Here is a 24,216-nt window from a genome sequence, read left to right as displayed (position 1 = left end):
CGAACGCTGTTTAGTTCTGCTGTTCCTGGGGCGCCACGACGCTGGGGTCGTAGCTGTGCCGTATGCGGGGCCTGACAGGAACCACACCCTGCCGGAGCGTCGGCCCGGACGCAATTCTCCGCCGCGTGGGAAAGCTCACATGGCGTTTGGCGGCACCTATTCGAGGAAACCCAGGCGCGACAAGGCGCCGCGCGGCTAAGCTCCAGGGCTTCGCCGCGCGGCGCCGTGTCAAACGGGCCCGGCTGAACGACCAGATCCGGTGGGGTCCGACCAGATCCCGCGAGAAGTGGTGAATCCGGCTGGATCCGGCTAGATCCCGCGGGTCCCGGTGCGGTTCGCTACGGTCCGGTCGAACCGGGTCAGACCCGCCCCTCCTCCAGCATCTCGGTCACCAACGCCGCGATCGGCGAGCGCTCCGAACGGGTGAGCGTGACGTGGGCGAAGAGCGGATGGCCCTTCAGTTTCTCGACCACCGCGACGACTCCGTCGTACCGGCCGACCCGTAGGTTGTCGCGCTGTGCCACGTCGTGGGTGAGGACGACACGCGAGTTGGCCCCGATCCGCGACAGGACGGTCAGCAGGACGTTCCGTTCGAGCGACTGCGCCTCGTCCACGATCACGAACGCGTCGTGCAGCGAGCGGCCCCTGATGTGGGTCAGCGGCAGCACCTCCAGCATGCCGCGGCCCACGATCTCCTCGATGACGTCGGCGGTGGTGACGGCTGACAGGGTGTCGAAGACCGCCTGCGCCCAGGGGCTCATCTTCTCGGACTCGCTGCCCGGCAGGTAGCCGAGCTCCTGGCCGCCGACCGCGTACAACGGGCGGAAGATCATCACCTTGCGGTGCTGCTGCCGCTCCAGGACGGCCTCAAGACCCGCGCAGAGCGCCAGCGCCGACTTGCCGGTGCCGGCCCGGCCGCCCATGGAGACGATCCCGACCTCGGGGTCGAGCAGCAGATCGAGGGCGATCCGCTGCTCGGCGCTGCGGCCGTGGATGCCGAACGCCTCCCGGTCGCCGCGCACCAACCGCACCGCGCCGTCCGCGGTGACTCTGCCGAGCGCCTTGCCGCGCGCGGACTGGAGCACCAGTCCGGTGTGCACGGGCAGTTCGGCGGCCTCGGGCAGGTACGCGGTCTCGGCGGCGAACAACTCGTCCACCTGGTCCGGCGGCACGGTGAGCTCCGCCATGCCGGTCCAGCCCGAGTCCGTGATGGCCAACTCCGCCCGGTACTCCTCAGCGAGCAGGCCCACCGACGACGCCTTGATGCGCAGCGGCAGGTCCTTGGAGACGACGGTGACGTCGTACCCCTCGGCCTGGAGGTTTCTGGCGACGGCCAGGATTCGGGAATCGTTGTCCCCGAGTCGGAAGCCGGCCGGCAGGATGCCCGGGTCGGAGTGGTTGAGCTCGACGCGCAACGTGCCGCCGAGGTCACCGATCGGGATGGGAGCGTCGAGCCTGCCGAACTGGACGCGGTACTCGTCGAGCAGGCGCAGCGCCTGTCGGGCGAAATACCCCAGTTCGGGATGGGCCCGCTTGGCCTCAAGCTCCGTGACCACCACGACGGGGAGCACGACTTCGTGCTCGTCGAAGCGGGCCATGGCGCCTGGGTCGGCCAACAGGACGCTGGTGTCGAGGACATAGGTGCGCCGGTCGTGCTCGCGGCGTTTCTTGCTGGTCACCACGGGTGGACGAACCCCCTCGGGAGAGGTTGGGGTGCGACGGCGTCGCGTGAGTGGGTGTCCCCGCCCGTGGCGGGACCAAGGCCCCGTCCGGCGGCAGGGGACGGGCCGGGCTCAGGCCCTGGGAGGGCCGGCTACCGGCCTCCCGCGAGCGCCGTGCGTGCAGGGGCGGCGAAAGCCGTGGCTGCGCCATCCGTACGGCACGGGCGTCCTGGTGCAACGGGCCTCCCGGGCGGGCGGCTCCCATGCCGCCCGCTGCATTCCGGCGCCCCAGGGGCGGGGTGCCGACGTGAGAGGGATATTCCCGTCAACTGCGCGCCCCATGCCCAGGCATATGACAACGTCGGCGATTCGTCGCCTGCCGTTCCCTGGCGTCACATGACGTTAACCGCCGTAGCGACGGTGCCGAGCCGCGTAGTCACGCAGCGCGCGCAGGAAGTCCACCTTGCGGAACGCGGGCCAGAAGACCTCGCAGAAGTAGTACTCGGAGTGCGCGCTCTGCCAGAGCATGAAGCCGGACAGGCGCTGCTCGCCGCTGGTGCGGATGACCAGGTCGGGGTCGGGCTGGCCGCGGGTGTAGAGGTGCTCGGCGATCATCTCGACGTCGACGATCTCGGCGAGCTCTTCGAAGGTGGTGCCCCGCTCGGCGTGGTCCAGGAGCAGCGAGCGCACCGCGTCCGCGATCTCCTGCCGCCCGCCGTAACCGACGGCGACGTTGACCAGTATCCCGCCGACGTGCCGGGTGGCCTCCTCGGCCTCCTTCAGGACGGTCTGCGTCTGGGAGGGCAGCAGGTCCATGGTGCCGACGTGGTGGACGCGCCAGCGGCCGTCGGCGGCCAGGTCGCGCACGGCGCCCTCGATGATGCGCAGCAGGGGCTGGAGTTGGTCGTCGGGGCGGCCCAGGTTGTCGGTGGAGAGCATCCACAGCGTGACGACCTTGACGTCGGTCTCGGTGCACCAGCCGAGCAGCTCGCGGATCTTGTTGGCGCCGGCGATGTGGCCCTCGGCCGTGGTGCCTCCCGAGGCGCGCGCCCAGCGCCGGTTGCCGTCGAGAATGACGCCGATGTGCTCCGGCACCTGGTCGTGATCGAGGCGCCATTCCACCCGGCGTGCGTAGAGCCCGTACACCAGGTCACGCAGCTTCACGTTCTCCAGCCCTCCATGCCGCGGCGTCCCCATCCCTGGCACCGCTCCAAGGGCGCCACCCTACTGCTGTGGCCGGGGTTGGGCGAAGCTGGGCCGGTCACGTGCGTATAGCGTCGGTGGGGACAGGGCCCGCAACCGGGACGCGCCCACGTGAAGCCGGAGCCAGAACCCCGTGAACGACAACTCCCCCTACCGCGCCGCCGACGACCGCTACGACCGCATGGAGTACCGCCGCAGCGGGCGCAGCGGGCTCAAGCTGCCCGCGATCTCGCTCGGCCTGTGGCACAACTTCGGCGACGACCGCAGCCTGGAGTCCCAGCGCGGCATCCTGCGCCGCGCGTTCGACCTCGGCATCACCCATTTCGACCTGGCCAACAACTACGGCCCGCCGCCCGGCTCGGCCGAGCTGAACTTCGGCAAGATCTTCGCCCAGGATTTCCGCCCGTACCGGGACGAACTCATCCTGTCCACCAAGGCGGGCTATCTGATGCACCCGGGGCCGTACGGGGAGTGGGGCTCGCGGAAGTACCTGCTGTCCTCGCTGGACGCGTCGCTGCGCCGGATGGGCGTCGACTACGTGGACGTCTTCTACTCGCACCGCTACGACCCCGATACGCCGCTCGCCGAGACGATGGGCGCACTCGCGTCGGCCGTGCAGCAGGGCAAGGCGCTGTACGCGGGCGTGTCCTCCTACACCGCCGAGCAGACCGCCGAGGCGGCCCGGCTGCTGCGGGAGATGGGCGTGCCGGCCCTGATCCACCAGCCCTCGTACTCGATGATCAACCGCTGGACCGAGGACGACGGGCTGCTCGACGCGCTGGAGGCGGAGGGGATGGGCTGCATCGCGTTCGCGCCGCTGGCGCAGGGGCTGCTGACCGACAAGTACCTGGACGGCATCCCGGCCGACTCGCGCGCCGCGCAGGGCAAGTCGCTCCGGCCCGAGCTGCTCACCGACGAGGTGGTGCGGCGGCTGCGCGGGCTGCACGAGATCGCCGCCCGGCGCGGCCAGTCGCTCGCCCAGTTGGCCCTGGGCTGGGTGCTGCGCGACCCGCGGATGACCTCGGCGCTGATCGGCGCCTCCAGCGTGCGCCAGCTCGAAGCGAACGTGGCCGCGCTCGGCGCCCCGCCCCTGACCGAGGCCGAGCTCGCCGACATCGACCGGTACGCGCGCAGCACGGAGGGCGTCAACATCTGGGCGCGCCGCTAGGGCGCTGCCCTTGAGCGCCAGCGGCCCGTGAAGCGCGGGGGCGGGCGTGGTGGCGGGGGGTGGCGGTCGTCGGGCCCCGGTGGCGCGTACGGGGCGGGGCCGGGCGTACGGGGCAGCGGGGGCCGGGGCCGGGGCGTGGTCCGCACTGGGGCCCGGGCGGGGCGGGCCCTCGCGCGGCGGTAGGGCCTTCGCGCGGGGTGGGCCGTGGGCAAGAAAAAGCGGGCCGGTCCGTGGGGGGGATACGGACCGGCCCGAGGGGGGGTTTCCACCATAACCCTTTGTGAGGGGTGCTGCGTGCAACTGCGGACACAACGGCGCGCTGCGGCGTGTACTCAGCCGGCCGCGAGACCGCCGAGCAGCACCCCCGCACCGGCCCCGACGATCATGAAAGGGCCGAAGGCCAATGCCGCCTTGCGGCTCGCCCGCCTTGTCAGCACTAGGGCTACACCGTAGAAGGCGCCCAGGAGAAGGCCGGTGAAGGCGCCCAGGAAGAGGACGTCCCAGCCGTACCACCCGAGGGCGACGCCGAGGGTCAGCGCCAATTTGACGTCGCCGAACCCCATGCCGCTGGGGTTGATGAGAAACAGCACAAAATACGCGCCGCCCAGCGCGAGTCCCCCGAACACGGCGCGTGACCACGAGCCACCGGCGCCGGGCAGCAGCGCCGCGCCGCCCAGCAGTGCGGCGGAGCCGACCGCCATCGGCAGCGTGAGGACGTCGGGCAGCCGGTGCACGGCGAGGTCCACGCCCGCGAGCAACACGCCGAGCGGTACGAGGAGCAGCCAGACGGCGAGCTCGGGCCGCAGTCCGACGGCCGCGGCCAGCGCCGCGCAGGTCAGCGCGCAGGACCCGATCAGCAGCGGCCCACTCGCCCCGTACTCGCCGCCGCGCGCCCGCACGCCCCCCTGCGCCACGTCGGGCCCGCTGGCCCCGCTGCTCCTGCTGTCCCCCTCAGCCGCGCTCTCCCCCTCAGCCGCGCTGGCCTCTTCCGCCCCCGCGGCTCCCCCGGCCCCGTCGTCCCCCGCCGCGCCGCGCCGGCAGGCCGTACAGCGGGCGCGGCCGAGCCAGCCGGCGGCCGGGCCGGCGATCGGATGGCCGCCCGGGCAGGCCGTGCGCCAGGGGTCGGCGGGCGGGACGGCGAGCCGGAACAGCGGGCGGCCGACCAGGAGACCGGCCGCGGCGCCGTACCCGGCGGCGAGGGCTATCAGCAGCGCATGCACGGGCCGAGCCTACGGAACGGGCCACGGCGCGCGGCCCCGACTGGTACAACCCGACGGGGGCGACACAGCGACACGGGCACACGGGGTGTGCGGGGAGGGGCCGGGATGGGGCGGTGGCGGGACGGGCACGGGGTGTTGCGCGTGGTGCACACGGGGGCGGTCGGCGCGGGTTCGGGCGCCGGTCGGGCGGCGGACGGGGGCGCCGGGCCGTCGCCCGGGGCGATCCCGCTGGAGATCGCCGCTTCCTACCGGGCCCGTTCGCGGGGGCTGCTCGGGCGGGACGGGATCGCGGGTGCGCTGTTGCTGAGCCCGGCCAGCGGGGTGCACACGTTTCGGATGCGGTTTGCCATCGATGTCGCCTACCTTGACCGTGAGCTGACCGTCATCGCCGTCCGCACCATGCGGCCCGGACGGCTCGGACTGCCGCGCCCGCGCTCGCGCCACGTCCTGGAGGCCGAGGCGGGTGCGATGGAGCGCTGGGGGCTGCGCCCGGGGGTACGCGTCGACATCGGCCCGCCCCCTGACTGCGGCACCCGTGCGACGGCTGGTGGCTCGTCTCCCTGACGCGGACGCACCCCTCCCAGGGCAGGAGGATGCGGGCAGGTCCGCGCGATGCACTTCCAGCACGTCGCGTGTGAGCAGTGCGTAAGCGACTGTAGGCCACCCAGGCCCGAACTGAACACTTTTGAGGCGATGCGTCCGTTACGCTCTTTTTTGCTTCACTCCACCGTGTGGTGCGCTCCACCGGTCGCGGCCATCTCCGCCCCGCCGGCTCCCCGCCTCCCGGCGCGCCCCGCCCGCAGCACGCCGCCCCCGCGCCCGACCCGCACGCGGCGATCTCGTACGCGGCGTGCCCGTACCCGGCGGTCCCGTACGCGACAGCCCCGTACGGCCCGCCACCGCGGCCCCCCGCCCCGGACCCGCAGCCCGACGGCCCGCGCCGTGCGGGCCACCGCACGCAGCGGCTCACGAGGCCGAGCGCGCGAAGCTGACCTCCACCCGGCGGTTCTTCTTGCGGCCGGCCTCGGTGCCGTTGTCCGCGATCGGGTAGTCCTCGCCGTAGCCGCGGATGTGGTACTTCACGCCGGCGCCGAGTTCCTTGGCCAGCCGGCGTTGCACGGCGTCCGCGCGCTTCTTCGACAGGCCGGTGCCGTGGTCGGTGGTGCCGAGGTCGTCGGTGAAGCCGAAGACGCGGACCTCGCGGGCGCCTTGGGCCTCGATCTCCCGGGCGATGACCACGATGCGGGCCGTGGCCTGCGGCGAGAGCGTGGCGCTGTCCTTGCCGAACAGCACCTCGGACTGGAGGGCGAAGGTGACGTCCTCGTTGGTCTCCTCGTGCCGTTCCTCACCGTTGTCGGTCTCCACGATCGACTTGATGTCGAGCACCTTGACCGCGCCCAGCCTGGCACCGGGGGCCAGCCGCAGGTCCGGGTCGGTCGCGTTGACCACGACCGGCGGCGGGGCCGAACGCAGCGCGCCGGGCCCCTCGTCGGCGTGTGCGGTCGGTGTCGGCAGGACGAGCACGGCCGCCGCGGTGAACACCAGCAGGGCGCCACGGGCCGTCGTTGACGTCGTCATGGCCCGTCACCCGGTGATCTTGATCGTGGCGGGCGGGAACGTCGGCAGTTGGAACTGCACCTCGTCGACGCCCTCCGGGGGCGCCGGGAACTGCATGAAGACCGGCACCTTGGCGCCGGTCTTGATGATGCCGAGCGACATCGTGCACAGGCATCTGCCGTCGGTGTCGCGGAGCACGTAGTAGCGCTTCTTGCCGGCGGCGTCGATCAGGGTCGCGCCGGCCATGGACGAGCCGTGCTTGATCACGTCGGTCTCGTCGCCGCGCCACTTGTTGGCCCGGGTGTACGTCTTGTCGCCGGTGTTCTCCACCATGCCGCTCACCGTGACGAAGCCGCCGTCGTCCCGCTTGGCGTCGTACAGCGAGAGCACCATGCCGGACTCGCCGCGCAGTTCGGCGATCGGCTCGCCCTCGGGCAACTCCTCCTCGCCCTGGCCGCCGGCGCCCTTGGGGTCGTTGGCCGGGGCCGCGGTCCGCTCGCCGGTGGGCTTGTCGTCCCCGCCGTCGCCGCCGCTGCTGCCACAGCCCGCCACGAGCAGGGAGACGCTGAGCGCGACCGCTCCAGCGGCCAGCGCCCCACGCGCCCTGGCGGTGTACCGAATGGTCATGAGTCGCTGCCCTTCACTGGTCAGTCGGCGAGATGCACGGAGAAGAGGTCGGCGGCGTCCGGGAGTTCGTCCGGCCGCGACGGGTCGATGGACCAGTCCTCGCCGTCGCAGGTGAACTCCGCGAGGGGCGGCGGCTTCGGGCCCTCGTCCGGTTCGCCGTCACCCGGACCTCCGCCGTCGTCGCCGCTGCCACCGTTCGCACCATTGCCACCGTTGTTGCCGCCGGTGTTCCCGCCGGGGGCGGTGGTGCCGTCGGTGCCGCCCGGGTCGCCGTCGCCCCCGGTGGCGGTGGGGCGCGGGGTGGGCGTCGGGCTCGGGGTCGGCCGCGGCGGCAGGCGTACGCAGCGGGGTTCGACCTCGGCGGTCGCCTCGGCCTCGGCGTGCTGGGACTCCGTGCCGGGCACGATGGAGTCGCCCACGGTGTAGCGGGTCCGCACGGCGACCCGGAAGGCGGGCACGAAACGCCCGGTGACGGTGCATTCGGTGACGTCGGCGTCGTTCTGGCCCGCGTACCAGCGCGCTTCCTCGCACGCCCGCGGGCTGCCGGTGCCGTCCCCTTCGAGGACGTCCTGCCACGCCGCGCCGCTGGCGATGGCTGCGAGCAACTCCTCGCGCAGCGCGTCGCGGTGGTCCTGGGCGGCGGCGAGGGCCGCCGCGTCGGCCGCGGTCTGCGCACCGCCGCGAGTCGCGCCCGCCTGGCCGACCGCGAACAGGGCGAGGCCGAGGAAGAGGAGCCCCACCACGGCGGTGAGGTAGATCGGGAACGCCTGACCGGAATCTCCGCGGCCCGTGCCGCGCCAGGCGCGAATCAGACGCCGGTGACCTCGGAAATCTTGTCGGTGATGGCACTGAAGATCTCGTTGCCGATATCCGTGCCGGAAATTCCGATCACGATCGCCACGACCACGGCGATGATCCCGAGGTACTCGACCGCGGTCTGTCCGCGGTCGTTTCCCAGAAAGCGCTTCCCCATCGTTTTCCCCTCCATGGGCGGCCGTTCCGCTGCGGTCCGGCACGTCGGTCCCCGTGGTGCCGCTCGCGACACGAAGAAAGTACGCCGAATCACCGGCACCGGAACAGGGCGTCCCGAAGCATTCTCTTCCGCGCCACCTGAGTTGAAACCTCAGCGGTCGTTCCCGTCGCAAGCGCCTCACGCGGCCCATGATTCCCACCTCCACTCCGGCCCGGCCGCCCCGCACCGCACGCCGCCCGGCGCGCGCTGCCCGCGTGACGACTGTCCCATAGCGGATTGCATTTGCGAAGGCATGAGAGATAACGGAACGGTACGAGGGGCGGCTTCCGGACGCCCGCGCGCACCGGCCCCGGCCGGCGGCGCGGGAACCCGGGCGCGGGCCGGTGGTGCGGCCGGGGCCGGCGCCGCCCGGGCCCGGCCCGGCAGTGCGGCGCGACGGCCGGCCGAGCCGCCCGCCGGCACCGCGGCGACGCTCGCCACCACCCGTACCGCAGCATCGAATTCACTCATTCGTGGTCCGCGTCGTCGCCCGGCTCCTCGCCCCACGGTCAGTCCCCCGTCACCGATCCGAAGTCGACGCCCGAGCCGATGAAGAACCCGGCCACCAGCAGCATCATCGTGCCCGGCACCATGAACGTGGTGATGACCAGCGTCGCCTTGGGCACCGCGCGGGCGGCCCGGCGGCGGGCGTTCTGGGCATCGGTACGGCGCATGTCATTAGCGATTGCGATCAAGGTTTCGACAATGGGCGAGCCGAGTTCCTCGCCCTGTTGGAGCGCGGTGACGAACTGCGCCACCTGTTCGGAGTCATTGCGTTTCCGCAGCTCTTCGAATGCCTGTCGGCGACTGACGCCCATATCCATCTGGCGCAGCGTGATGCGCAGTTCATCGGCCCACGGCCCCTCGTACTTCTCCGCCACCCGGTCCAGCGCCTGGCGGAATCCGAGTCCTGCGCTGACGACCACGGCGAGTACGTCGAGGAAGTCCGGCAGGGTGCGTTCGATGGCGTCCTTGCGTTCGCGCACCGCGGCCCAAATGCCGACCTCGATCCAGAACAGCCCGAACGCCACCAGCACCACGGCCAGCAGGAGTTCCCCGCGCAGCGCCATCACCAGCGCGCCGCCGAAGCCGAGCACCCCGTACACGGCGCGGCGGGCCGCGTACCGGTCGACGGTCAGACCGCCGGGGTTGCCCGCCAGGTCGATGCGGCGGCGCACCTTGGCGACCCGGCCCGGGCCCATCAGGCGCAGCACCAGCGGCGCGTACCGCATGCCGATCCGGTCCACCGCCGAGCCCACCGCGGTGGTGCGGGTGGCGCCCACCTCAAGGGCCACCACCAGGTCGTCGGGGAGCTTGGCCGCGCGGCGGTAGAGCGCGATGCCGTAGCAGGCGCCGGCCGTGGACAGGCCGGCGGCCAGCGCCAGCAACAGGCCGATTCCCATCCTTGGGTTCTCCTCACGTGAGGTGCCGGGGGCGGGCCCCGCCGGCGCCTCAGACGGCGATCTTGGACATCCGGCGGATCAGGAAGAACCCGATCCCGTACAGCGAGAAGGCCCCCACCACCGCGGCCTGGCCCCAGAACGAGGAGGTCATGCGCTCGATCGAGCCGGCGGAGACCTTGTCCATGAGCAGCAGCGTGCCGACGCCCATCAGCGGTACGACGTAGGCGGTGACGGTGACCTGGGAGAGCTGGGTGCGGACCTCGCGGCGGGTCTCCTTGCGCTCCTCCAGGGTCTGGGTGAGGTTGCGCAGCGAGCTGACGACGGAGCCGCCGGCGCGGTTGGCCAGCACCAGGGTGGTGACCAGGACGACGAGTTCGCGCGAGGGCAGCCGGTCGGCCAGTTCGTCCAGGGCGTCCTCGATGGAGTGCCCGACGGCCAGCTTGTCGGCGACCTTGGCCAACTCCTCGCCCGCGGGCGCCTCCATCTCATCGGCCGCCAGACCGAGCGCGGTGCGCAGGGCGAGGCCGGCCTGGGTGGCGTTGGCGAGTATGCGGGCGAGTTCGGGGAGTTGGTTGATGAACTTCTCGATGCGCTTCTGGCGTTGCCAATTCAGGAAAGCGAACGCTCCCCATACGGTGACGACGGCGGCGATGGGCCCGAAGAAGGTGGCCAGGGTGGCCTGGGCGACCAGCCACAGGCCGATCGCCGTTCCTGCGGTGTAGACGAAGAATTCACCCGGCGTGACGTCGAGTCCGGTGGCCGCGAGGCGGAGTTCCAGGGTCCGGCCGAGCCGGGTGCCGCGCAGCTTGCGGTCGACGCCGGAGAAGCGGCGCCTACGGTCGGGCAGCGGCAGTTCGTCGGCGTCCGCGAGGCGCTGCACCAGGGACTGGTGGCGGGCCCGGCCCGCCGCGTACGCCTGCACGCCGGCGACGCCGAGCGCCCCGCACAGCAGCGTCGCGCCGGTCGTCAGCGCGGCCAGGTCAGCCATGGGTGGCCCCCGCCCGCCCGGCTCCGGCACGCGCCGGCCCGGCCGCTCCCCGCGCTCCCCCGGCCGCCTGGTACGCCTCACCCATCCGGTACGCCCTGCCCATCTCGCATGTCCCGTCCCTCTCGTGCACCTGGCTCATCCCGTACGGCTCACCGGTCTCATCCGCTCGGCACGCCACGTACGCCTCTCCGCTTCCGTTCCGTGTCCTCGCGGGCCTCACCGGTCCCGGGGCGCGTATGGCGCGCGCGGTGGGGGCGTGCCACCCCGCCGCGCTGCACTGCGCCGGGCGTGCGGTCATCGGTGGTACGCCTCCCGGGTGAGGAGTTGGGCCGGGAAGGCGGCGACGCCGAAGGCGGGGGGCACGGCCTCGTTGGCCATCCGGAGCCGTTCGGCGACCCGTTCGGGGAGCGGCCCGTAGCCGAACCTGCCGCGCACCACCCGGTCGGCTCCCATCGGGTCGGCGTCGAACCGGCAGACCGTGGTGATCCGGTACTCCTCGTGCCCGTGCGAGTCGAGCAGCGCGATCTCGCTGACCCGGCGGGAGCCGTCGGCGTTCCGTACGAGTTGGACGATGCAGTCCACGGCGCTGTTGATCTGGTCGTGCAGCGCCTCGTACGGGATCGCCACGTCCGACATGGAGGCCAGCGTCTGGAGCCGCATCAGGGCGTCCTCGGCGCTGTTGGCGTGCACGGTGGCCAGCGAGCCGTCGTGGCCGGTGGACATGGCCTGGAGCATGTCGAGGGTCTCGCCGCCGCGGACCTCGCCGACGATGATCCGGTCGGGGCGCATCCGCAGCGAGTTGCGGACCAGGTCGCGGATGGTGATCTGGCCCTTGCCCTCCACGTTGGGCGGGCGGGACTCCAGCCGGATCACGTGCGACTGCTGGAGTTGGAGTTCGGCCGCGTCCTCCACGGTGATGATCCGCTCGCCGTCCGGGATGAGCCCGGAGAGCGCGTTGAGCAGCGTGGTCTTGCCGGAGCCGGTGGGCCCGGAGACCACCACGTTGAACTTGGCCCGCACCAGCGCCGCGAGCAGCATCAGCATCTGCTCGTCCAGCGTGCCCATCTCGATCAGCTCGTACAGCGTGTAGGCGCGCGGGAAGCGGCGGATGGTGAGCGTGGCGCCGTCCAGGGCCAGCGGCGGGATGATCACGTTGACCCGCTCGCCGGACGGCAGCCGGGCGTCCACCATCGGGTTGGACTCGTCGACGCGGCGGTTGACGGTGGAGACGATGCGCTCGATGGTCTGCATCAGTTGTTCGTGCGAGACGAACCTGACCGGCACCCGCTCCACCCGCCCCGAGCGTTCCACGAAGATCTGGTCGGGCCCGTTGACCATGATCTCGGTGACCGAGGCGTCTTCCAGCAGGGGTTCGAGGACGCCGAGGCCGAGCGCCTCGTCCACCACCCGGCGGATCAGTTGCGCGCGCTCGGCGGTGGAGAGCACCGGGCCCTCGCGGCTGATGATGTGGCCGAGGACGCGTTCAAGGCGCGAGCGCCGCTCGCCGGCGGTGAGCGCGGACATCTCCGCGAGGTCGATCTCTTCCAGGAGTTTGGTGCGGTAGCTGGTGACCAGGTGCCCGCTCTCCCGGTGCTCACCGGACGGCTCGGGCGCCGCGACGCGTGCCCGCAGGCTCATGGGGTGCTCCTCGGGTTCGACGGGTGCGGCGGATTCCGGTGGCTGCGGCTGCGCTGCGGGTCAGTCATCGTCGCTGGCCGGGCGTCGCATGGTGGCGCTGCGCCGGGCGTCGCCGAAGTCCACGCCCGGGATGACCGAGGGGATCTCGATGGTGGCCGTGGCGTGCGCCTCGTCGCCGCCGGTCACCGTGATCCGGGTGCCGTCCGCGAGCCAACTGCTGATGGCCGCCTGACCTGCCGACTCCGGGCTGCTCTTGGGGTCGTCGACGGTGGCGGTACGGGCCGCGGCGCGGGCCGCCGTGTTCGCCTGCTGCACGGTGTACGCGGCGATGCCGAGCTGCACCACGGCGAGCGCCACGGCCAGCAGGATCGGCAGGAAGCCGAGGAACTCCACGGCCACCGAGCCGCGCTCGCCCCGCGCCCGTGCCCGGCCCCGCGCCCGTACGCCAGGTGCCCGTACGCCAGGTGCGCGTACGCCAGGTGCCCGTACGCCAAACCTCCGGACGCGATCGGCCCGTACGCCGGGAACCCGGACACCGCACGCCCGTACGCGAGCCGCCCGTACGCGATGAACCCGTACGCCACGCCCCCGTACCCCAAGCCCCCGGACGCCGGTCGCTCGTCGCGCGTCGGGTGTCGTGCTCTGTCTGCTGCCTCTGCTGCCGTCGTGCATCGCTCACTCCTCCTCCGCAGCTCCCGCCGTGCCGGTGACGGTCCAGGGGAAGTTCCCCGCGCCGGGGAAGAGGACCGGGACCTTGATCCGTACCGTCGCCCTGACCACGCCGCCCGCGGTCGGGCAGGACACCGAGGCGTCGCCGCGCCAGGCGCTCGGCAGGTCGCGCAGGGCCGCCTCCTCGCAGGCCGCGCCGCCGCCGGTGTCGCTGGCGGCTGCCGCGCGGGCGCCGCGGTCGGCCGAGTTGCCCGCCAGCGAGTAGGTGTAGCCGACCAGCACGCACTGCCAGAGCACGGCCAGCACGATCAGGATGACCGGCACCATGCCGAGGAATTCGACGGTGACCTGGCCGCGGTCGCCGCCGCGGCCCCGGAACCTGCCGGTCGGCGCCTGGGGCAGCGCCTTCGGGCCGGCGCCTTCGGGGCCGCCGGCCGCNNNGGCCGCCGCGCCGGCCTCCCGGTCCCGGCCGCCGGCCAGCGCGCGCCGCTTGCGCAGCCCGCCGCCGGAGCGCTCGGCGCCGCCCGGCCTGCCGTGCCGGGCGCCGCCCTGCTGGGCCTGGCCGCCGTCGGTGAGGCCGAGTTCGCCGGCGAGCGTCCACAGCGCTTGTCTGACCGTCGACTTGGCGTCCAGGTCCTGCATCCGGCCCGAATCCACGGCCGGCTGGAGCTCCTTGAACGCGGCCGGCACCGTGGTGCGCAGCGCCCGGGTGCCGGTGGCCCGCTCGATCAGGCCCGGCTGGATCTCGCCGCCGCGGGTGTGCCGGTTGACCAGGGTGTGGGTCTCCTCGGCCTTGCGGATCTGGAGCCGGTCCCACAGCCGTGCCATCCGCTTGGCGGCCCGCACCGCGACCACGTCGGGCGTGACGACGAGCAGCGCGCGGTCGGCCATTTCGATGGCCGCTGAGCCCGCCGAGGTCATCTGGGTGCCGCAGTCGACGACGACCAGGTCGTACCGGGACCGCAGCGCCGTCATGGCCTGCCGGGCGACCAGGTCGGTGACCTCCTCGCCGCGCTCGCCCTCGGCGGGGGCGAGCAGCAGGCCGACGCCGCTGGGGTGCTGGAAGACGGCCTCCTGGAGCACCCGTGGCGTGATGTCGCTGATCTGCGCGAGGTCGGCGATCGAGCGGCGGAACTGTACGTCCAGGTAGGAGGCGACGTCCCCGGCCTGGAGGTCCATGTCGACCAGGACCACGCGGCGGCCTGCGGCCTGCGCGGCCAGCGCCAGTTGCACCGCGGTCAGCGTGGTGCCGACGCCGCCCTTGGCGCCGGCGACGGTGACGAGCTGGCCGCCGGGCCCGGCGGCCAGCGCCTCGCCCGCGCCGCCGAGGTGGCGCCGTACGCCCACCGCCCACTGGGCCGCGGCCTGGGTGCGGGCGGCGAGTTCGTCGTACGAGGGGGGCAGGGCGCAGATGCCGCGGGCGCCGGCGTCCATGGCCGCCGAGTACAGCGCGGGCCCGGCGTCCGCGGTCACCAGGACCACGCCGACCGCGGGGAAGCGCAGTGCGACCTCTCTGACCAGTTCGAGCGCGGGCAGCGGGCCGATGTGCTCGTGAACCAGGACGACCTCGGGCAGCTCTTCGATCGAGGCGCCGGCCAGGGCGGCGAGCGTGTCGATGAGCGCCGTCGAGTCGGCGAGCGCCGGGAACGGCTCGACGCCCGGGAGTTGGCTCAGCAGCCCGCCGAGCGTCCTGGCCAGCTCCGGGTCCGCGACCGTCGGGAGGATTCTGATCGTCATCCAGCCACCACCTCCAGCTTCTCCTGGCCGCTACCGGTCGCCATCGAGGGTGTAGGTGCGGTCGCCCGGTGCGATGTCCGGTTCGCTGCCGGGCGCGATGAGGGCGAGCCGTACGTGGGAGGCGAAGGACTCCGCGTAGGCGACGCGCTGGGCGTCGGCGGTGCCGAGCGCGAAGGTGATGGGCACCGCCTCGGTCTCGCGGCGCTTGCGGTCCCGGGCGTCGCCGTCCGAGTCCAGCGAGGTGAGCTTGCCGACGTCGATGACCCGGGCGCCGGCGACGATCACCTTGGAGACCGGCTTGGCGCCCTCGCGTTCACCGTCGAAGGTGGCGAAGATGTTGACCCGCGCCCCGGGGTTGATCTTGCCGGCGACGCCGGTGGCCGCGTCGATCATGATGGCGATCTCCTGCTGCCCCGCCTTGAGCGCCGGCCGCTCGACGATCATGTCGGCCTGGAGCAGCGAGCCCTTGCGCAGCGGGGTGACGGCGATCTTGCCGCGGAGGTCGCCGAGGTCGGTGACGGCGGTGTCGGGCAGCCACCGCTCGGGCATCGAGACCTTCTCGAACGCGCCGGCGTCCAACGCCTGGTAGGCCGGTACGTCGGACTTCAGCCGGTACGCGGTGGTCTCCGGGCCGACCTTGGACTCCACGTCGTTGATGACGGAGAGCACTCCGACGAACGCGCCGACGGCGCACAGGACCGACAGGACCAGGAGGATGACTCCGCGGCGCTGGCGTGCATTCATGAAGACCTGGGACCTCGTTCGGAAGCGGGGTGGCGGGGTCGGCCCCGGCCCGGGCGGGCGGGGTGTGCGGCAGGGCGGGCGGGGTGCGCGGCCCGGTCGGCGGGGTGCGCGGCCTGGCCCGCCGCGGCGCGCCGACCGGGGCTCTGGCGCGCGGCTTCGGGGCCGTCGGGCGGGGTGTCCTGGCTGGTCAACGGGCAGCCAGCGCGGGTCGGGCGGGGGCGGTCAGGGCGCGGGGCTCCTCGTCGCGCAGCAGCGGCGCGGAGCAGAACGCGCACCGGTCGCCGATGAGTTCGAGCCCGCACCAGTGGCACTCTTCCCTGCGGACGGAGGCGACGAGTTGGTAGAGGACGGTCGGGTCGGGGATGGCCGCGGCGAACTCGGTCACCCGCGAGGTGCCCCACCAGCGTGCCGACTCGGCCGGCAGCGGCACCTCCTGTACGCCGCTGACCCGCCAGGCGGCGGCGAGCGTCCCGGTGACCCACTCGGTGTGGGCCTGGCCGCTGGCGACGGTGAGCTGGGTGGTGAAGCCGGGGGCTGCCGGCGGGTCGTCGCGGCCGACGGCCACCAGGTGCGGGGCGGGGTGGGTGAGCACGCCGAACTGTGCGCCGGGCACCCAGGACCGCAGGTGGGCGCCCATGCCGACGTGGACCCGGTCGAGGCGGGCGACGCTGGCCAGTTGGGCGCCGGCGTAGACGTAGTGGGTGAGCAGCCGGGCGGCGCAGGCCAGCACGCCGGGGCTGAAGTCGGCGACCGAGAGCTGTCGTAACTGGCGGGCCAGGACCGCGACGGCCAGCGGCGGCAGGTCGAGCGGCAGCAGGGCGATCCGGTCGCTCTCCAGGACCGCGCGCATCGTGTGCAGTCGGCGCACCAGCTCCGGCGGGGAGGCCGCCGGATAGAGCGCGATCAGGTACCCCTGCTGGTCGAGGAGGGTGGCGAGGTCGGCGATCGCGGCTTCCAGGGGCTGGCTCTCGGGGGGCCGCAGCACGACCGCGGACGGGGTGAGCGCGTCCGGCGGCGGCAACACCAACTCGGGGCCGGTGACGGCGATGGCGGTGGTCACGTCAGCTCCCGTCCACTCCGGGCCCCCGCCCTCCACGTCGGGCGCCGCGGTGGGCGCGGCACGCTCGTCACGGACCGGAACCGTCCGCTACTTCCCCGTACAGATGACTCAGCACTTTAGCCACGATTGCGGCGGCTGAGAACAGGTCTCCGGGGTTATCACGGGGCTCGGCACCGGGAGTTCACGCGGGGCCGCCGCCCCCGTCACGAACCGGCCTCCCCGGCCCCCGTGCGCGCCGGCCCCCGGACCCATGCGCGAGTCGACTGCCGGACCGTACGAGCCCGGCCCACGGCCCCGGACCCGAGTCGACTGACGGACCCCGCACGGGCCCGCCCCGGACCCGTACGAACCGGCCGCCGGGCCCGTACCAGCCCGCAGCCAAGAGACCGTACGCAGCGCCGCGAACTCGGCTCGTACGGAACGGAGTTCAGCCATCCGGAACAGGCCGATCCGGCCGGCGCGCGGCCCGCGCATCGGCCCGTACGGCGCCTTCGAAAACGGGCCGCACAGGCCGCGCAAAGAGGTCGCACAGGGGACCGCGCAGGGCCCGCGACCTGGCCTTCCGGTCACCTCCCGAGGTGAACTGACCGGCAATCGGCGCTGCGCACACCCTTGACAAGGGCATTGGTCTGGACCAGTCTCACGCCAAGCGGTGGCCACCCTTCCCAAGCCCCTCCTCCCACACTTCCCCACGGAGGCAGTCGTGGACCGTGCACCACGTAGCAGGTACACCAGAGGCAGACGGTGGCCCACCGGCCGCAGGCGGATCAACCGGGGGCTGGCGTCAGCAGCCGCGTCCGCCCTCGCCGCCACGGCGATCGTCGCGCTCGGCGGCAGCGGTGCCCAAGCCGCCGCCGAGCCCAACCTCATCCAGAACCCCGGCTTCGAGTCGGGGTTGAACGGCTGGACGTGTTCGGGTGGCAGCGGTAGCGCCGCCACCTCCCCGGTACACGCCGGCACCGGTTCGCTGAAGGCGACCCCGGCCGGCGCCGACCAGGCCCGCTGCTCGCAGACCGTCAGCGTGCTCCCCAACTCGGCGTACGAGCTGAGCGGCTGGGTGCAGGGCGGTTACGTCTACCTGGGCGCCAGCGGCACCGGCACCACGGACGTCTCCACCTGGAGCGCGTCCGCTTCCGACTGGAAGCAGCTCAGCACCAAGTTCACCACCGGCCCCAACACCACGTCGGTGACGGTCTACACGCACGGCTGGTACGGGCAGCCCGCCTACCACGCGGACGACCTCCAGCTCAACGGCCCCGGCGGCGGCACGCCGGGCGAGGAGGTGCCGGCGGCGCCGGCCGGCCTCGCGGCGTCCGCGCCCACCTCGTCGTCGGTGACGCTGAGCTGGAACCCGACCAAGGGCGCCAGCGGCTACAACGTCTACCAGGACGGCAAGAAGGTGCAGGCGGTGACGGCCACCTCCACCACGGTGACCGGGCTCGCGGCCTCCACCTCGTACAAGTTCCAGGTGACCGCCACCAACTCGGCCGGTGAGTCGCCCAAGTCGGCCGAGGTCACCGGCACCACCACCGCGGGCGGCGGGGACGGCGGCGGCAGCGTGCCCAAGCACGCCGTGACCGGCTACTGGCAGAACTTCAACAACGGTGCGACCGTCCAGAAGATCAGCGACGTCCAGGACCAGTACGACATCATCGCCGTCGCCTTCGCGGACGCCACCGGCACCCCGGGCGCCGTCGACTTCAACCTGGACCCGGCGCTGAACTACAGCGAGGCCCAGTTCAAGGCCGACATCAAGGCCAAGCAGGCGGCCGGCAAGTCGGTCATCCTCTCGGTCGGTGGCGAGAAGGGCACGGTCTCGGTGGGCAGCTCGGCCGCCGCGACCAACTTCGCCAACTCGCTGTACGCCCAGATGCAGGAGTTCGGCTTCGACGGCGTCGACATCGACCTGGAGAACGGGCTCAACCCGACGTACATGACCCAGGCGCTGCGGGCCCTGTCCGCCAAGGCCGGCCCCGACCTGGTCATCACGATGGCCCCGCAGACCATCGACATGCAGTCGACCTCCGGTGGCTACTTCCAGACGGCGCTGAACATCAAGGACATCCTGACCGTCGTCAACATGCAGTACTACAACAGCGGTTCGATGCTCGGCTGTGACGGCAACGTCTACTCGCAGGGCACCGTCGACTTCCTCACCGCGCTCGCCTGCATCCAGCTCCAGGGCGGCCTCAAGCCCTCGCAGGTCGGCCTCGGCCTGCCGGCGTCGACGCGCGGCGCGGGCGGCGGCTACGTCTCCCCGACCGTGGTGAACAACGCGCTGGACTGCCTGGCCAAGGGCACCAACTGCGGCCGGTTCAAGCCGTCCACCACGTACCCGGACATCCGCGGCGCGATGACCTGGTCCACCAACTGGGACGCCACGGCCGGAAACGCCTGGTCCAACGTGGTCGGCCCGCACGTGCACAAGCTGCCGTAACCCGTACGAGCCCACGGCCCGCCGCCCGGGCCGTGGGCGCTCCAAGCCCGGCGGGCTCTTCCCCGACGTCCGGGCGCCGTTCCCCACCGGCGCCACGCCGCACGGCACGCTCCGTGCAGCGTCCGCCGACCGGCCGTGTCACCCCGCTGCCCTCCGCTGCGGGGTGACACGGCCGGTTCCCGTTCCGGCCCGCGCAGCCGCCGCGCCCCGGCGGCGAGCCCGGCCCCGCTACCAGGGCAGTTCGCGCACCTGCTGCACGCACAGCACCAGGAAGAGCAGCCCGGAGACGGCGAGCATCCCGTTGCTGAGCGGGCCGTTGCGCCACTGCCGCGGCGTACGGGAGGTGTTGAGCAGCCACAGCAGGGTCAGGGCGAGGAAGGGCATGAAGAACGCGCCGAGCACCCCGTACACGATGACCAGCCCGAACGGCTGGTCCAGGAAGAGCAGGCTGATCGGCGGGAAGGTCAGCCAGAGCAGGTAGAGCCGGAAGGGCAACGAGCGCTCGTGCCGGCCGATGGTCCGCTCGTCGGTGGGGGTGGCGGGGGCCTCGCCCGGGGCGGAGTCGGTCGCGACGTCGGCCGCCGGGTGGGCGCCGGGTTGCGGGGCGGAGGCAGTCGCGACGGCCGGCGCGGCGGCGGCCGGGGCGGCGCCCGGGGGCGGGCCGGCCGCCGTGCGGCCCACGCCGCCGCCCCGGTGGTTGGCCGCGAAGTCCGCCACCATCACGCTCACCCCGTGCCACACCCCGATCAGCGAGGAGAAGGAGGTGGCGAAGAAGCCGACCAGGAAGAGCTTGGCGGTGGCGGTGCCGTACCGGTCTTCGAGTACGTCGCCGAGGTCGAGCAGCCCCTTGTCGCCCTTGGTCAGGGCGATGTCGGCGGAGTGCAGCAGTTCGGCGCCGACGATCAGCATGGCCACCACGAAGATGCCGGTGGTGAGGTAGGCGACCCGGTTGTCGAGCCGCATCGTGCGCATCCAGCGGGTGTCCGTCCACCCCTTGGCGTTCACCCAGTAGCCGTACGCGGCCATCGTGATGGTGCCGCCGACGCCGCCGATGAGGCCGAGCGTGTACAGCAGCGAGCCGTCCGGCAGGGTGGGCGCGAGCCCCGCGAAGGAGTCACCGGCGTCCGGTCCGACCCGCACCGCGACGTACACCACCACCACGAACATCACGCCGACCAGGACGGTCATGGCCTTCTCGAAGACCGCGTACCGCCCCCACCACACGAACGCCAGCCCCACCAGGCCGGTGATCACGCCCCACGTCTTCAGGCCGATGAAGTCGGGGAAGAGCGCCACCAGCGGCAGCGCGGAGGAGGACATGGCGGTCGCCCCGTAGACGAAGCCCCAGATCACCACGTAGCCGATGAAGTACCAACTGGTCCACGGGCCGAGGGTGCGCCAGCCGTGGAAGAGGGTCTGTCCGGTGGCCAGGTGCCAGCGGCCGACGGCCTCCGCCAGCGAGATCTTCACCAGACAGCCGATGACCGCCGCCCACAGCAGCGTGTAGCCGAACTTGCTGCCCGCGATCAGCGTCGCCACCAGGTCGCCGGCGCCGACGCCGGTCGCCGCGACCACGATCCCGGGCCCGACCGCCCGCCAGCGCGAACCCGGTGGCCCGCCGGTCGGCGCCGCGTCCTGCGCCGGCGCCCGGGCCGGTTCCGCGCCCGCCGCATCGGCCCCGGCCCCCGCGCCTGCGGCGCGCCCCGTGCCGCCGCCCTGCTGCTCGCCGCTGTGACTGGTGTGCGTCATGCGTCGCCTCCGCACTCGCCCCGGGTGTGCGGATCAGGAGACCGCCCGGCCGCCCCCTCGCACAAGGGGGCGCACCCGGGGGTTGACATCCCCAAAGGTCTGGACCACCTTGTACCGGAAGCTCAGGGGCCCCTGAACGCGCAGGCACAGCCACTTCCCCCCATCTCCTCTCCCCACGGAGGCAGTCGTGGTACGCGCACGATCAGGCAATTCCCGTACCTCTTCGATCAGTTCCCGCGGCACTCTGTACGGCACGCTGGCCGCAGCCGCGCTGCTTGCGGCCTCGCTCGCCGGCCCGGCGCAGGCGTCCGCTGCGACGCCCGGAGCTCCCGCGGCACCCGCGCAGACCAGTGGCAGCACCGGCACCGCGGCCCCCCACGCCGCCGTACCCAAGCACGCCATCACCGGCTACTGGCAGAACTTCAACAACGGCGCCACGGTGCAGAAGCTCAGCGACGTCCCCGCCGAGTACGACATCATCGCGGTCGCCTTCGCGGATGCCACGGGCAAGCCGGGCCAGGTGGACTTCACCCTCGATCCGGCGCTGAACTACACCGAGGCCCAGTTCAAGGCGGACGTCAAGGCCAAGCAGGCGGCCGGCAAGTCGGTGATCATCTCGGTCGGCGGCGAGAAGGGCGCGGTGTCGGTCCGCGACGACGCGTCGGCCAACGCGTTCGCCGCCTCCATCTCGTCGCTGATGGACGAGTACGGCTTCGACGGCGTCGACGTGGACCTGGAGAACGGGCTCAGCTCCACGTACATGACCAAGGCGCTGAAGGCGATCCACGCCCAGCACAGCGGCCTCGTGGTGACCATGGCGCCGCAGACGCTGGACATGCAGTCGCCGGGCAGCGAGTACTTCAAGACGGCGCTGGCGATCAAGGACTTCCTGACCGTCGTCAACACGCAGTACTACAACAGCGGGGCGATGCTCGGCTGTGACGGCAAGGTCTATGCGCAGGGCACGGTCGACTTCCTCACCGCGCTCGCCTGCATCCAGTTGGAGAACGGGCTCGACCCGTCGCAGATCGGCCTCGGCGTGCCGGCCTCGCCGCGGGCGGCCGGCGGCGGGTACGCGGCGCCCGGCGTGGTCAACGCCGCGCTCGACTGCCTCACCAAGGGCACCGGCTGCGGCACCTTCAAGCCGGAGAGGACCTACCCGGGCCTGCGCGGCGCGATGACCTGGTCGACCAACTGGGACGCCAGCAACGGCAACGCGTTCGCCTCCCAGGTCGGCGGGCACGTCCACGGCCTGCCGTAACCCGCACGACCCCGGCGCCCCGCGCCCGGCCACCGCGGTCCGCACCCCGTGACCTGCGGCCCGGGCGCCGCACCGACCGGCGGCCGGGTGTGCGACCAACTGGCGGGCGCACACCCGGCCGCCGCATCACCGGGCCGGGGTCAGGTTGCGCCGCAGCAGCGGGAGCAACCGGTCCCAGTGGCGCGTGAGGGCGTCGGCGTCGAAGGCGTCGGTGTCGGACATGGTGAAGCCGTGCCGGGTGCCGGCGTACAGCTCGGTCGCGTACGGGACGCCGGTGGCGTCCAGCGCCTGGTTGAGCGCGGCCAACTCCTCGGGCGGCAGGTCGCCCTCGGCGAGCCCGAGGTGCACCTCGGCGGTGAGGTCGGCCAGTGACAGGTGCGGGCTGTCGGCCCCGTCGGTGACCACCAGGCCGGGGTGGAACCCGGCGACCGCGGCCACCCGGTCCGGATGGGCGGCGGCGGTACGCAGCGCGAGGGCCGCCCCCATGCAGTAGCCCACCGCACCCACCGGGCCCGGGCTGACCTCGGGCCTGCTGGTCAGGAAGGCGAGGAACGCCTCGGCGTCGCGCAGCGCCCGGTCCGCGGCGTGCTCGTGCACGTGCGGCACGATCTGCTCGAAGAGCGCGCCCCTGGACTCCGCGTCGATGAAGGCGGGCAGTTCGACGATCGGGGCGGGGCCGACGCGGTAGAAGAAGTTGGGGACGAGGACGTAGTAGCCGTGCGCGGCCAGTTCGCGGGCCTTGTCCTCCACCTCCGGGCGCAGGCCGATGGCGTCGGGGTAGACCAGCACCCCGGGGTGCCGTTCGCCCTGGTCGGGGTAGGCGACGAAGGCGTCGGCCCGGCCGTCGGTGGTGGGAATGTGCAACGTGGTGGTGGGCATCGGGATCTCCTGTGGGTGGTGGCTTCGGCAAGCTGTGGTCACCACGGGGGAGGTGGGGCGCGTGCGCTGGCGTTCCGCGCGCTGGCGGTCCGCGGACTGGCACTCCGCGCGCTGGCGATTCGCGCTTCGACGGCCGGCACGCCGGCGGTTCGCGCATGGGCGGCCCGGACGCTGACGGGCCGTGCGCCGCCGGACCGCACACTGACGGCCCATGCCCCGCCGGCCCGCGCACCGACGGGTGCTCCCCGTCCGAACTGCGCGTTCGCCGCGACCCGTTCGGCGCTCAGCAGAGCACCGGGTCGCCAATCAGTGTGTGGCGCGAGGCCGTCCCGGTCTTCATCGGACGCAGCGTAACCCACGGGCCAAAGCCCGTACCAGCACTGCCGTCTGGGGTTCGCGGGCCCGGCCGCCCGTACGCCGCGATCTCCGCAGCCCGTACGCCGCAGCCCCGACAGCCCCCGCCACCCCACCCGCCCCCGCCGAGTACCCCCGGGCCGGTTGGCCGGGCACACCCGGCCGGCACCCCTTGCCATCTCACACAGATAGCGGCACTATCGATTATAGATAGCGATGCTACCTACCAGGGAACGGGGAGTGGACCATGAGCACGGCACCCATAGCGGGGCGGGTCACCACGGCGGCCACCGGGGACGTGGTGGTGTTCCTCATCGGGATGCGGATCAACCGCTGGCTGGCGGTGCGCCGCTGGCCGCCGGTCGTCGCGGCGATGCCGCGCATGTTGAAGGAACTCGCCCGCGACGAGACCAGCGGACTCCTCGGCTACCGCAACCACATGTCCGGGCCGCGCAACTTCACGGTCGTCCAGTACTGGGAGTCGCGCGAGAAGCTGCTCGCCTACGCGACCGACCCGCAGCGCACACACCACCCCGCCTGGGCGGCGTTCAACCGCAGCGCGCGGCAGGCCGCCGGCAGCGTCGGCATCTGGCACGAGACCTTCCTCGTGCCGGCGGGCTCGTACGAGTCGATCTACCACGCGATGCCACCGACCGGCCTCGGCGCGGCGTACGGCGTCGAACCGGTCGCCCGCCGGGGCGAACGGGCCGCGCAGCGGCTGGCGGCGCGGCCCGGGAAGTGAGCGTGCGGGTACGCGGCGGGGCGCCCGCCGGGGCGGGGGCGGAGCCGCCGGACCGTGGGGCCGGACGCCGTGACGTTCGGCCCGGCGCCGGGCGCGGCCCTCGCGCC

General features: G+C 72.9%; 21 protein-coding genes. 5 read left to right on the top strand and 16 right to left on the bottom strand.

Translation table 11 applies throughout. The features are described from left to right. Window positions 1-359: 359 nt before the first annotated feature. Together ACMA1D_RS30320 and ACMA1D_RS30315 are read right to left on the bottom strand one after the other, a co-directional pair. Window positions 360-1,682: a PhoH family protein gene (locus tag ACMA1D_RS30320; RefSeq protein ID WP_414727193.1), complete on the bottom strand. Its 1,323-nt coding sequence runs from the start codon at window positions 1,680-1,682 to the stop codon at window positions 360-362. A 381-nt stretch (window positions 1,683-2,063) separates the two neighbouring features. Next, window positions 2,064-2,825 (bottom strand): isoprenyl transferase, encoded by a 762-nt coding sequence (locus ACMA1D_RS30315; RefSeq protein WP_349993077.1) that lies wholly within the window; start codon window positions 2,823-2,825, stop codon window positions 2,064-2,066. Between the two features lie 172 nt (window positions 2,826-2,997). On the opposite strand from ACMA1D_RS30315, the gene mgrA reads away from it, so the two are divergent. Continuing rightward, entirely contained in the window at window positions 2,998-4,032 is a 1,035-nt protein-coding gene (mgrA, locus tag ACMA1D_RS30310) for an L-glyceraldehyde 3-phosphate reductase (RefSeq protein WP_414727192.1), read from the top strand. A gap of 332 nt (window positions 4,033-4,364) precedes the next feature. On the opposite strand, the gene ACMA1D_RS30305 is transcribed toward mgrA, so the two are convergent. Beyond that, the gene (locus ACMA1D_RS30305) at window positions 4,365-5,252 is read right to left on the bottom strand and encodes a prepilin peptidase (protein ID WP_414727191.1); all 888 of its coding nucleotides are present in this window, start codon (window positions 5,250-5,252) and stop codon (window positions 4,365-4,367) included. Between the two features lie 105 nt (window positions 5,253-5,357). On the opposite strand from ACMA1D_RS30305, the gene ACMA1D_RS30300 reads away from it, so the two are divergent. Beyond that, window positions 5,358-5,816 carry a DUF192 domain-containing protein gene (locus tag ACMA1D_RS30300; RefSeq protein ID WP_414727190.1) on the top strand — a complete coding sequence of 153 codons (459 nt, stop codon included), beginning with the start codon at window positions 5,358-5,360 and terminating at the stop codon, window positions 5,814-5,816. A 402-nt stretch (window positions 5,817-6,218) separates the two neighbouring features. Here ACMA1D_RS30300 and ACMA1D_RS30295 read toward each other — a convergent pair whose 3' ends face one another. The 11 genes from ACMA1D_RS30295 to ACMA1D_RS30245 all read right to left on the bottom strand — a co-directional run bounded on the left by ACMA1D_RS30295 (window position 6,219) and on the right by ACMA1D_RS30245 (window position 16,687). Continuing rightward, complete coding sequence (locus tag ACMA1D_RS30295; RefSeq protein ID WP_414727189.1) at window positions 6,219-6,830, bottom strand: OmpA family protein; 612 nt, start codon at window positions 6,828-6,830, stop codon at window positions 6,219-6,221. A gap of 6 nt (window positions 6,831-6,836) precedes the next feature. Further along, window positions 6,837-7,436: a hypothetical protein gene (locus tag ACMA1D_RS30290; protein ID WP_414727188.1), complete on the bottom strand. Its 600-nt coding sequence runs from the start codon at window positions 7,434-7,436 to the stop codon at window positions 6,837-6,839. A gap of 20 nt (window positions 7,437-7,456) precedes the next feature. Next, window positions 7,457-8,245, bottom strand: a complete 789-nt coding sequence (locus ACMA1D_RS30285; RefSeq protein WP_414727203.1) for a pilus assembly protein TadG-related protein — start codon at window positions 8,243-8,245, stop codon at window positions 7,457-7,459. Then, a complete protein-coding gene (locus ACMA1D_RS30280) occupies window positions 8,245-8,409 on the bottom strand; it encodes a hypothetical protein (RefSeq protein WP_349993089.1) in 165 nt (54 codons plus the stop codon). Before ACMA1D_RS30280 ends, ACMA1D_RS30285 begins: the two co-directional genes overlap by 1 nt. A gap of 548 nt (window positions 8,410-8,957) precedes the next feature. Further along, window positions 8,958-9,851: a DUF5936 domain-containing protein gene (locus ACMA1D_RS30275; RefSeq protein WP_414727187.1), complete on the bottom strand. Its 894-nt coding sequence runs from the start codon at window positions 9,849-9,851 to the stop codon at window positions 8,958-8,960. 49 nt (window positions 9,852-9,900) lie between these two features. Further along, window positions 9,901-10,839: a type II secretion system F family protein gene (locus tag ACMA1D_RS30270; protein ID WP_414727186.1), complete on the bottom strand. Its 939-nt coding sequence runs from the start codon at window positions 10,837-10,839 to the stop codon at window positions 9,901-9,903. Between the two features lie 294 nt (window positions 10,840-11,133). Continuing rightward, the gene (locus ACMA1D_RS30265; protein WP_414727185.1) at window positions 11,134-12,477 is read right to left on the bottom strand and encodes a CpaF family protein; all 1,344 of its coding nucleotides are present in this window, start codon (window positions 12,475-12,477) and stop codon (window positions 11,134-11,136) included. 60 nt (window positions 12,478-12,537) lie between these two features. Further along, window positions 12,538-12,876, bottom strand: a complete 339-nt coding sequence (locus ACMA1D_RS30260) for a TadE/TadG family type IV pilus assembly protein (RefSeq protein ID WP_414727184.1) — start codon at window positions 12,874-12,876, stop codon at window positions 12,538-12,540. A gap of 276 nt (window positions 12,877-13,152) precedes the next feature. Next, complete coding sequence (locus ACMA1D_RS30255; protein WP_414727183.1) at window positions 13,153-14,883, bottom strand: AAA family ATPase; 1,731 nt, start codon at window positions 14,881-14,883, stop codon at window positions 13,153-13,155. Between the two features lie 30 nt (window positions 14,884-14,913). Next, a complete protein-coding gene (gene cpaB / locus ACMA1D_RS30250) occupies window positions 14,914-15,627 on the bottom strand; it encodes a Flp pilus assembly protein CpaB (protein WP_414727182.1) in 714 nt (237 codons plus the stop codon). Between the two features lie 187 nt (window positions 15,628-15,814). Next, window positions 15,815-16,687: a hypothetical protein gene (locus ACMA1D_RS30245; RefSeq protein ID WP_414727181.1), complete on the bottom strand. Its 873-nt coding sequence runs from the start codon at window positions 16,685-16,687 to the stop codon at window positions 15,815-15,817. 703 nt (window positions 16,688-17,390) lie between these two features. Here ACMA1D_RS30245 and ACMA1D_RS30240 point away from each other — a divergent pair. After that, window positions 17,391-19,124, top strand: coding sequence for a chitinase (locus ACMA1D_RS30240; protein WP_414727180.1), 1,734 nt, complete (start codon window positions 17,391-17,393; stop codon window positions 19,122-19,124). 228 nt (window positions 19,125-19,352) lie between these two features. Here the strand turns inward: ACMA1D_RS30240 and ACMA1D_RS30235 are convergent, their stop codons facing one another. Next, complete coding sequence (locus ACMA1D_RS30235) at window positions 19,353-20,873, bottom strand: Nramp family divalent metal transporter (protein ID WP_414727179.1); 1,521 nt, start codon at window positions 20,871-20,873, stop codon at window positions 19,353-19,355. Between the two features lie 187 nt (window positions 20,874-21,060). Between ACMA1D_RS30235 and ACMA1D_RS30230 the strand changes: the two genes are divergently transcribed. Next, entirely contained in the window at window positions 21,061-22,134 is a 1,074-nt protein-coding gene (locus ACMA1D_RS30230; protein WP_414727178.1) for a chitinase, read from the top strand. Window positions 22,135-22,260: 126 nt separating this feature from the next. Here ACMA1D_RS30230 and ACMA1D_RS30225 read toward each other — a convergent pair whose 3' ends face one another. Next, window positions 22,261-23,013 (bottom strand): dienelactone hydrolase family protein, encoded by a 753-nt coding sequence (locus ACMA1D_RS30225; RefSeq protein WP_414727177.1) that lies wholly within the window; start codon window positions 23,011-23,013, stop codon window positions 22,261-22,263. Between the two features lie 601 nt (window positions 23,014-23,614). Between ACMA1D_RS30225 and ACMA1D_RS30220 the strand changes: the two genes are divergently transcribed. After that, window positions 23,615-24,109, top strand: a complete 495-nt coding sequence (locus ACMA1D_RS30220; protein ID WP_414727176.1) for a DUF4188 domain-containing protein — start codon at window positions 23,615-23,617, stop codon at window positions 24,107-24,109. The last annotated feature ends 107 nt before the right edge of the window (window positions 24,110-24,216 follow it).

The sequence above is a fragment of the Streptomyces sp. 796.1 genome (genome assembly GCF_047525675.1).
GTDB lineage: Bacteria > Actinomycetota > Actinomycetes > Streptomycetales > Streptomycetaceae > Streptomyces.
Note: the sequence above shows the minus strand (reverse complement) of the source record. Positions and strands in the feature narration are given on the sequence as shown.

Coding starts and splice junctions, on each gene's coding strand:
- ACMA1D_RS30275 (WP_414727187.1), bottom strand. CDS start 9,851: ATGGGAATCGGCCTGTTGCTGGCGCTGGCCGCCGGCCTGTCCACGGCC.
- ACMA1D_RS30295 (WP_414727189.1), bottom strand. CDS start 6,830: ATGACGACGTCAACGACGGCCCGTGGCGCCCTGCTGGTGTTCACCGCG.
- ACMA1D_RS30300 (WP_414727190.1), top strand. CDS start 5,358: ATGGGGCGGTGGCGGGACGGGCACGGGGTGTTGCGCGTGGTGCACACG.
- cpaB (WP_414727182.1), bottom strand. CDS start 15,627: ATGAATGCACGCCAGCGCCGCGGAGTCATCCTCCTGGTCCTGTCGGTC.
- ACMA1D_RS30220 (WP_414727176.1), top strand. CDS start 23,615: ATGAGCACGGCACCCATAGCGGGGCGGGTCACCACGGCGGCCACCGGG.
- ACMA1D_RS30235 (WP_414727179.1), bottom strand. CDS start 20,873: ATGACGCACACCAGTCACAGCGGCGAGCAGCAGGGCGGCGGCACGGGG.
- ACMA1D_RS30265 (WP_414727185.1), bottom strand. CDS start 12,477: ATGAGCCTGCGGGCACGCGTCGCGGCGCCCGAGCCGTCCGGTGAGCAC.
- ACMA1D_RS30225 (WP_414727177.1), bottom strand. CDS start 23,013: ATGCCCACCACCACGTTGCACATTCCCACCACCGACGGCCGGGCCGAC.
- ACMA1D_RS30280 (WP_349993089.1), bottom strand. CDS start 8,409: ATGGGGAAGCGCTTTCTGGGAAACGACCGCGGACAGACCGCGGTCGAG.
- ACMA1D_RS30270 (WP_414727186.1), bottom strand. CDS start 10,839: ATGGCTGACCTGGCCGCGCTGACGACCGGCGCGACGCTGCTGTGCGGG.
- ACMA1D_RS30290 (WP_414727188.1), bottom strand. CDS start 7,436: ATGACCATTCGGTACACCGCCAGGGCGCGTGGGGCGCTGGCCGCTGGA.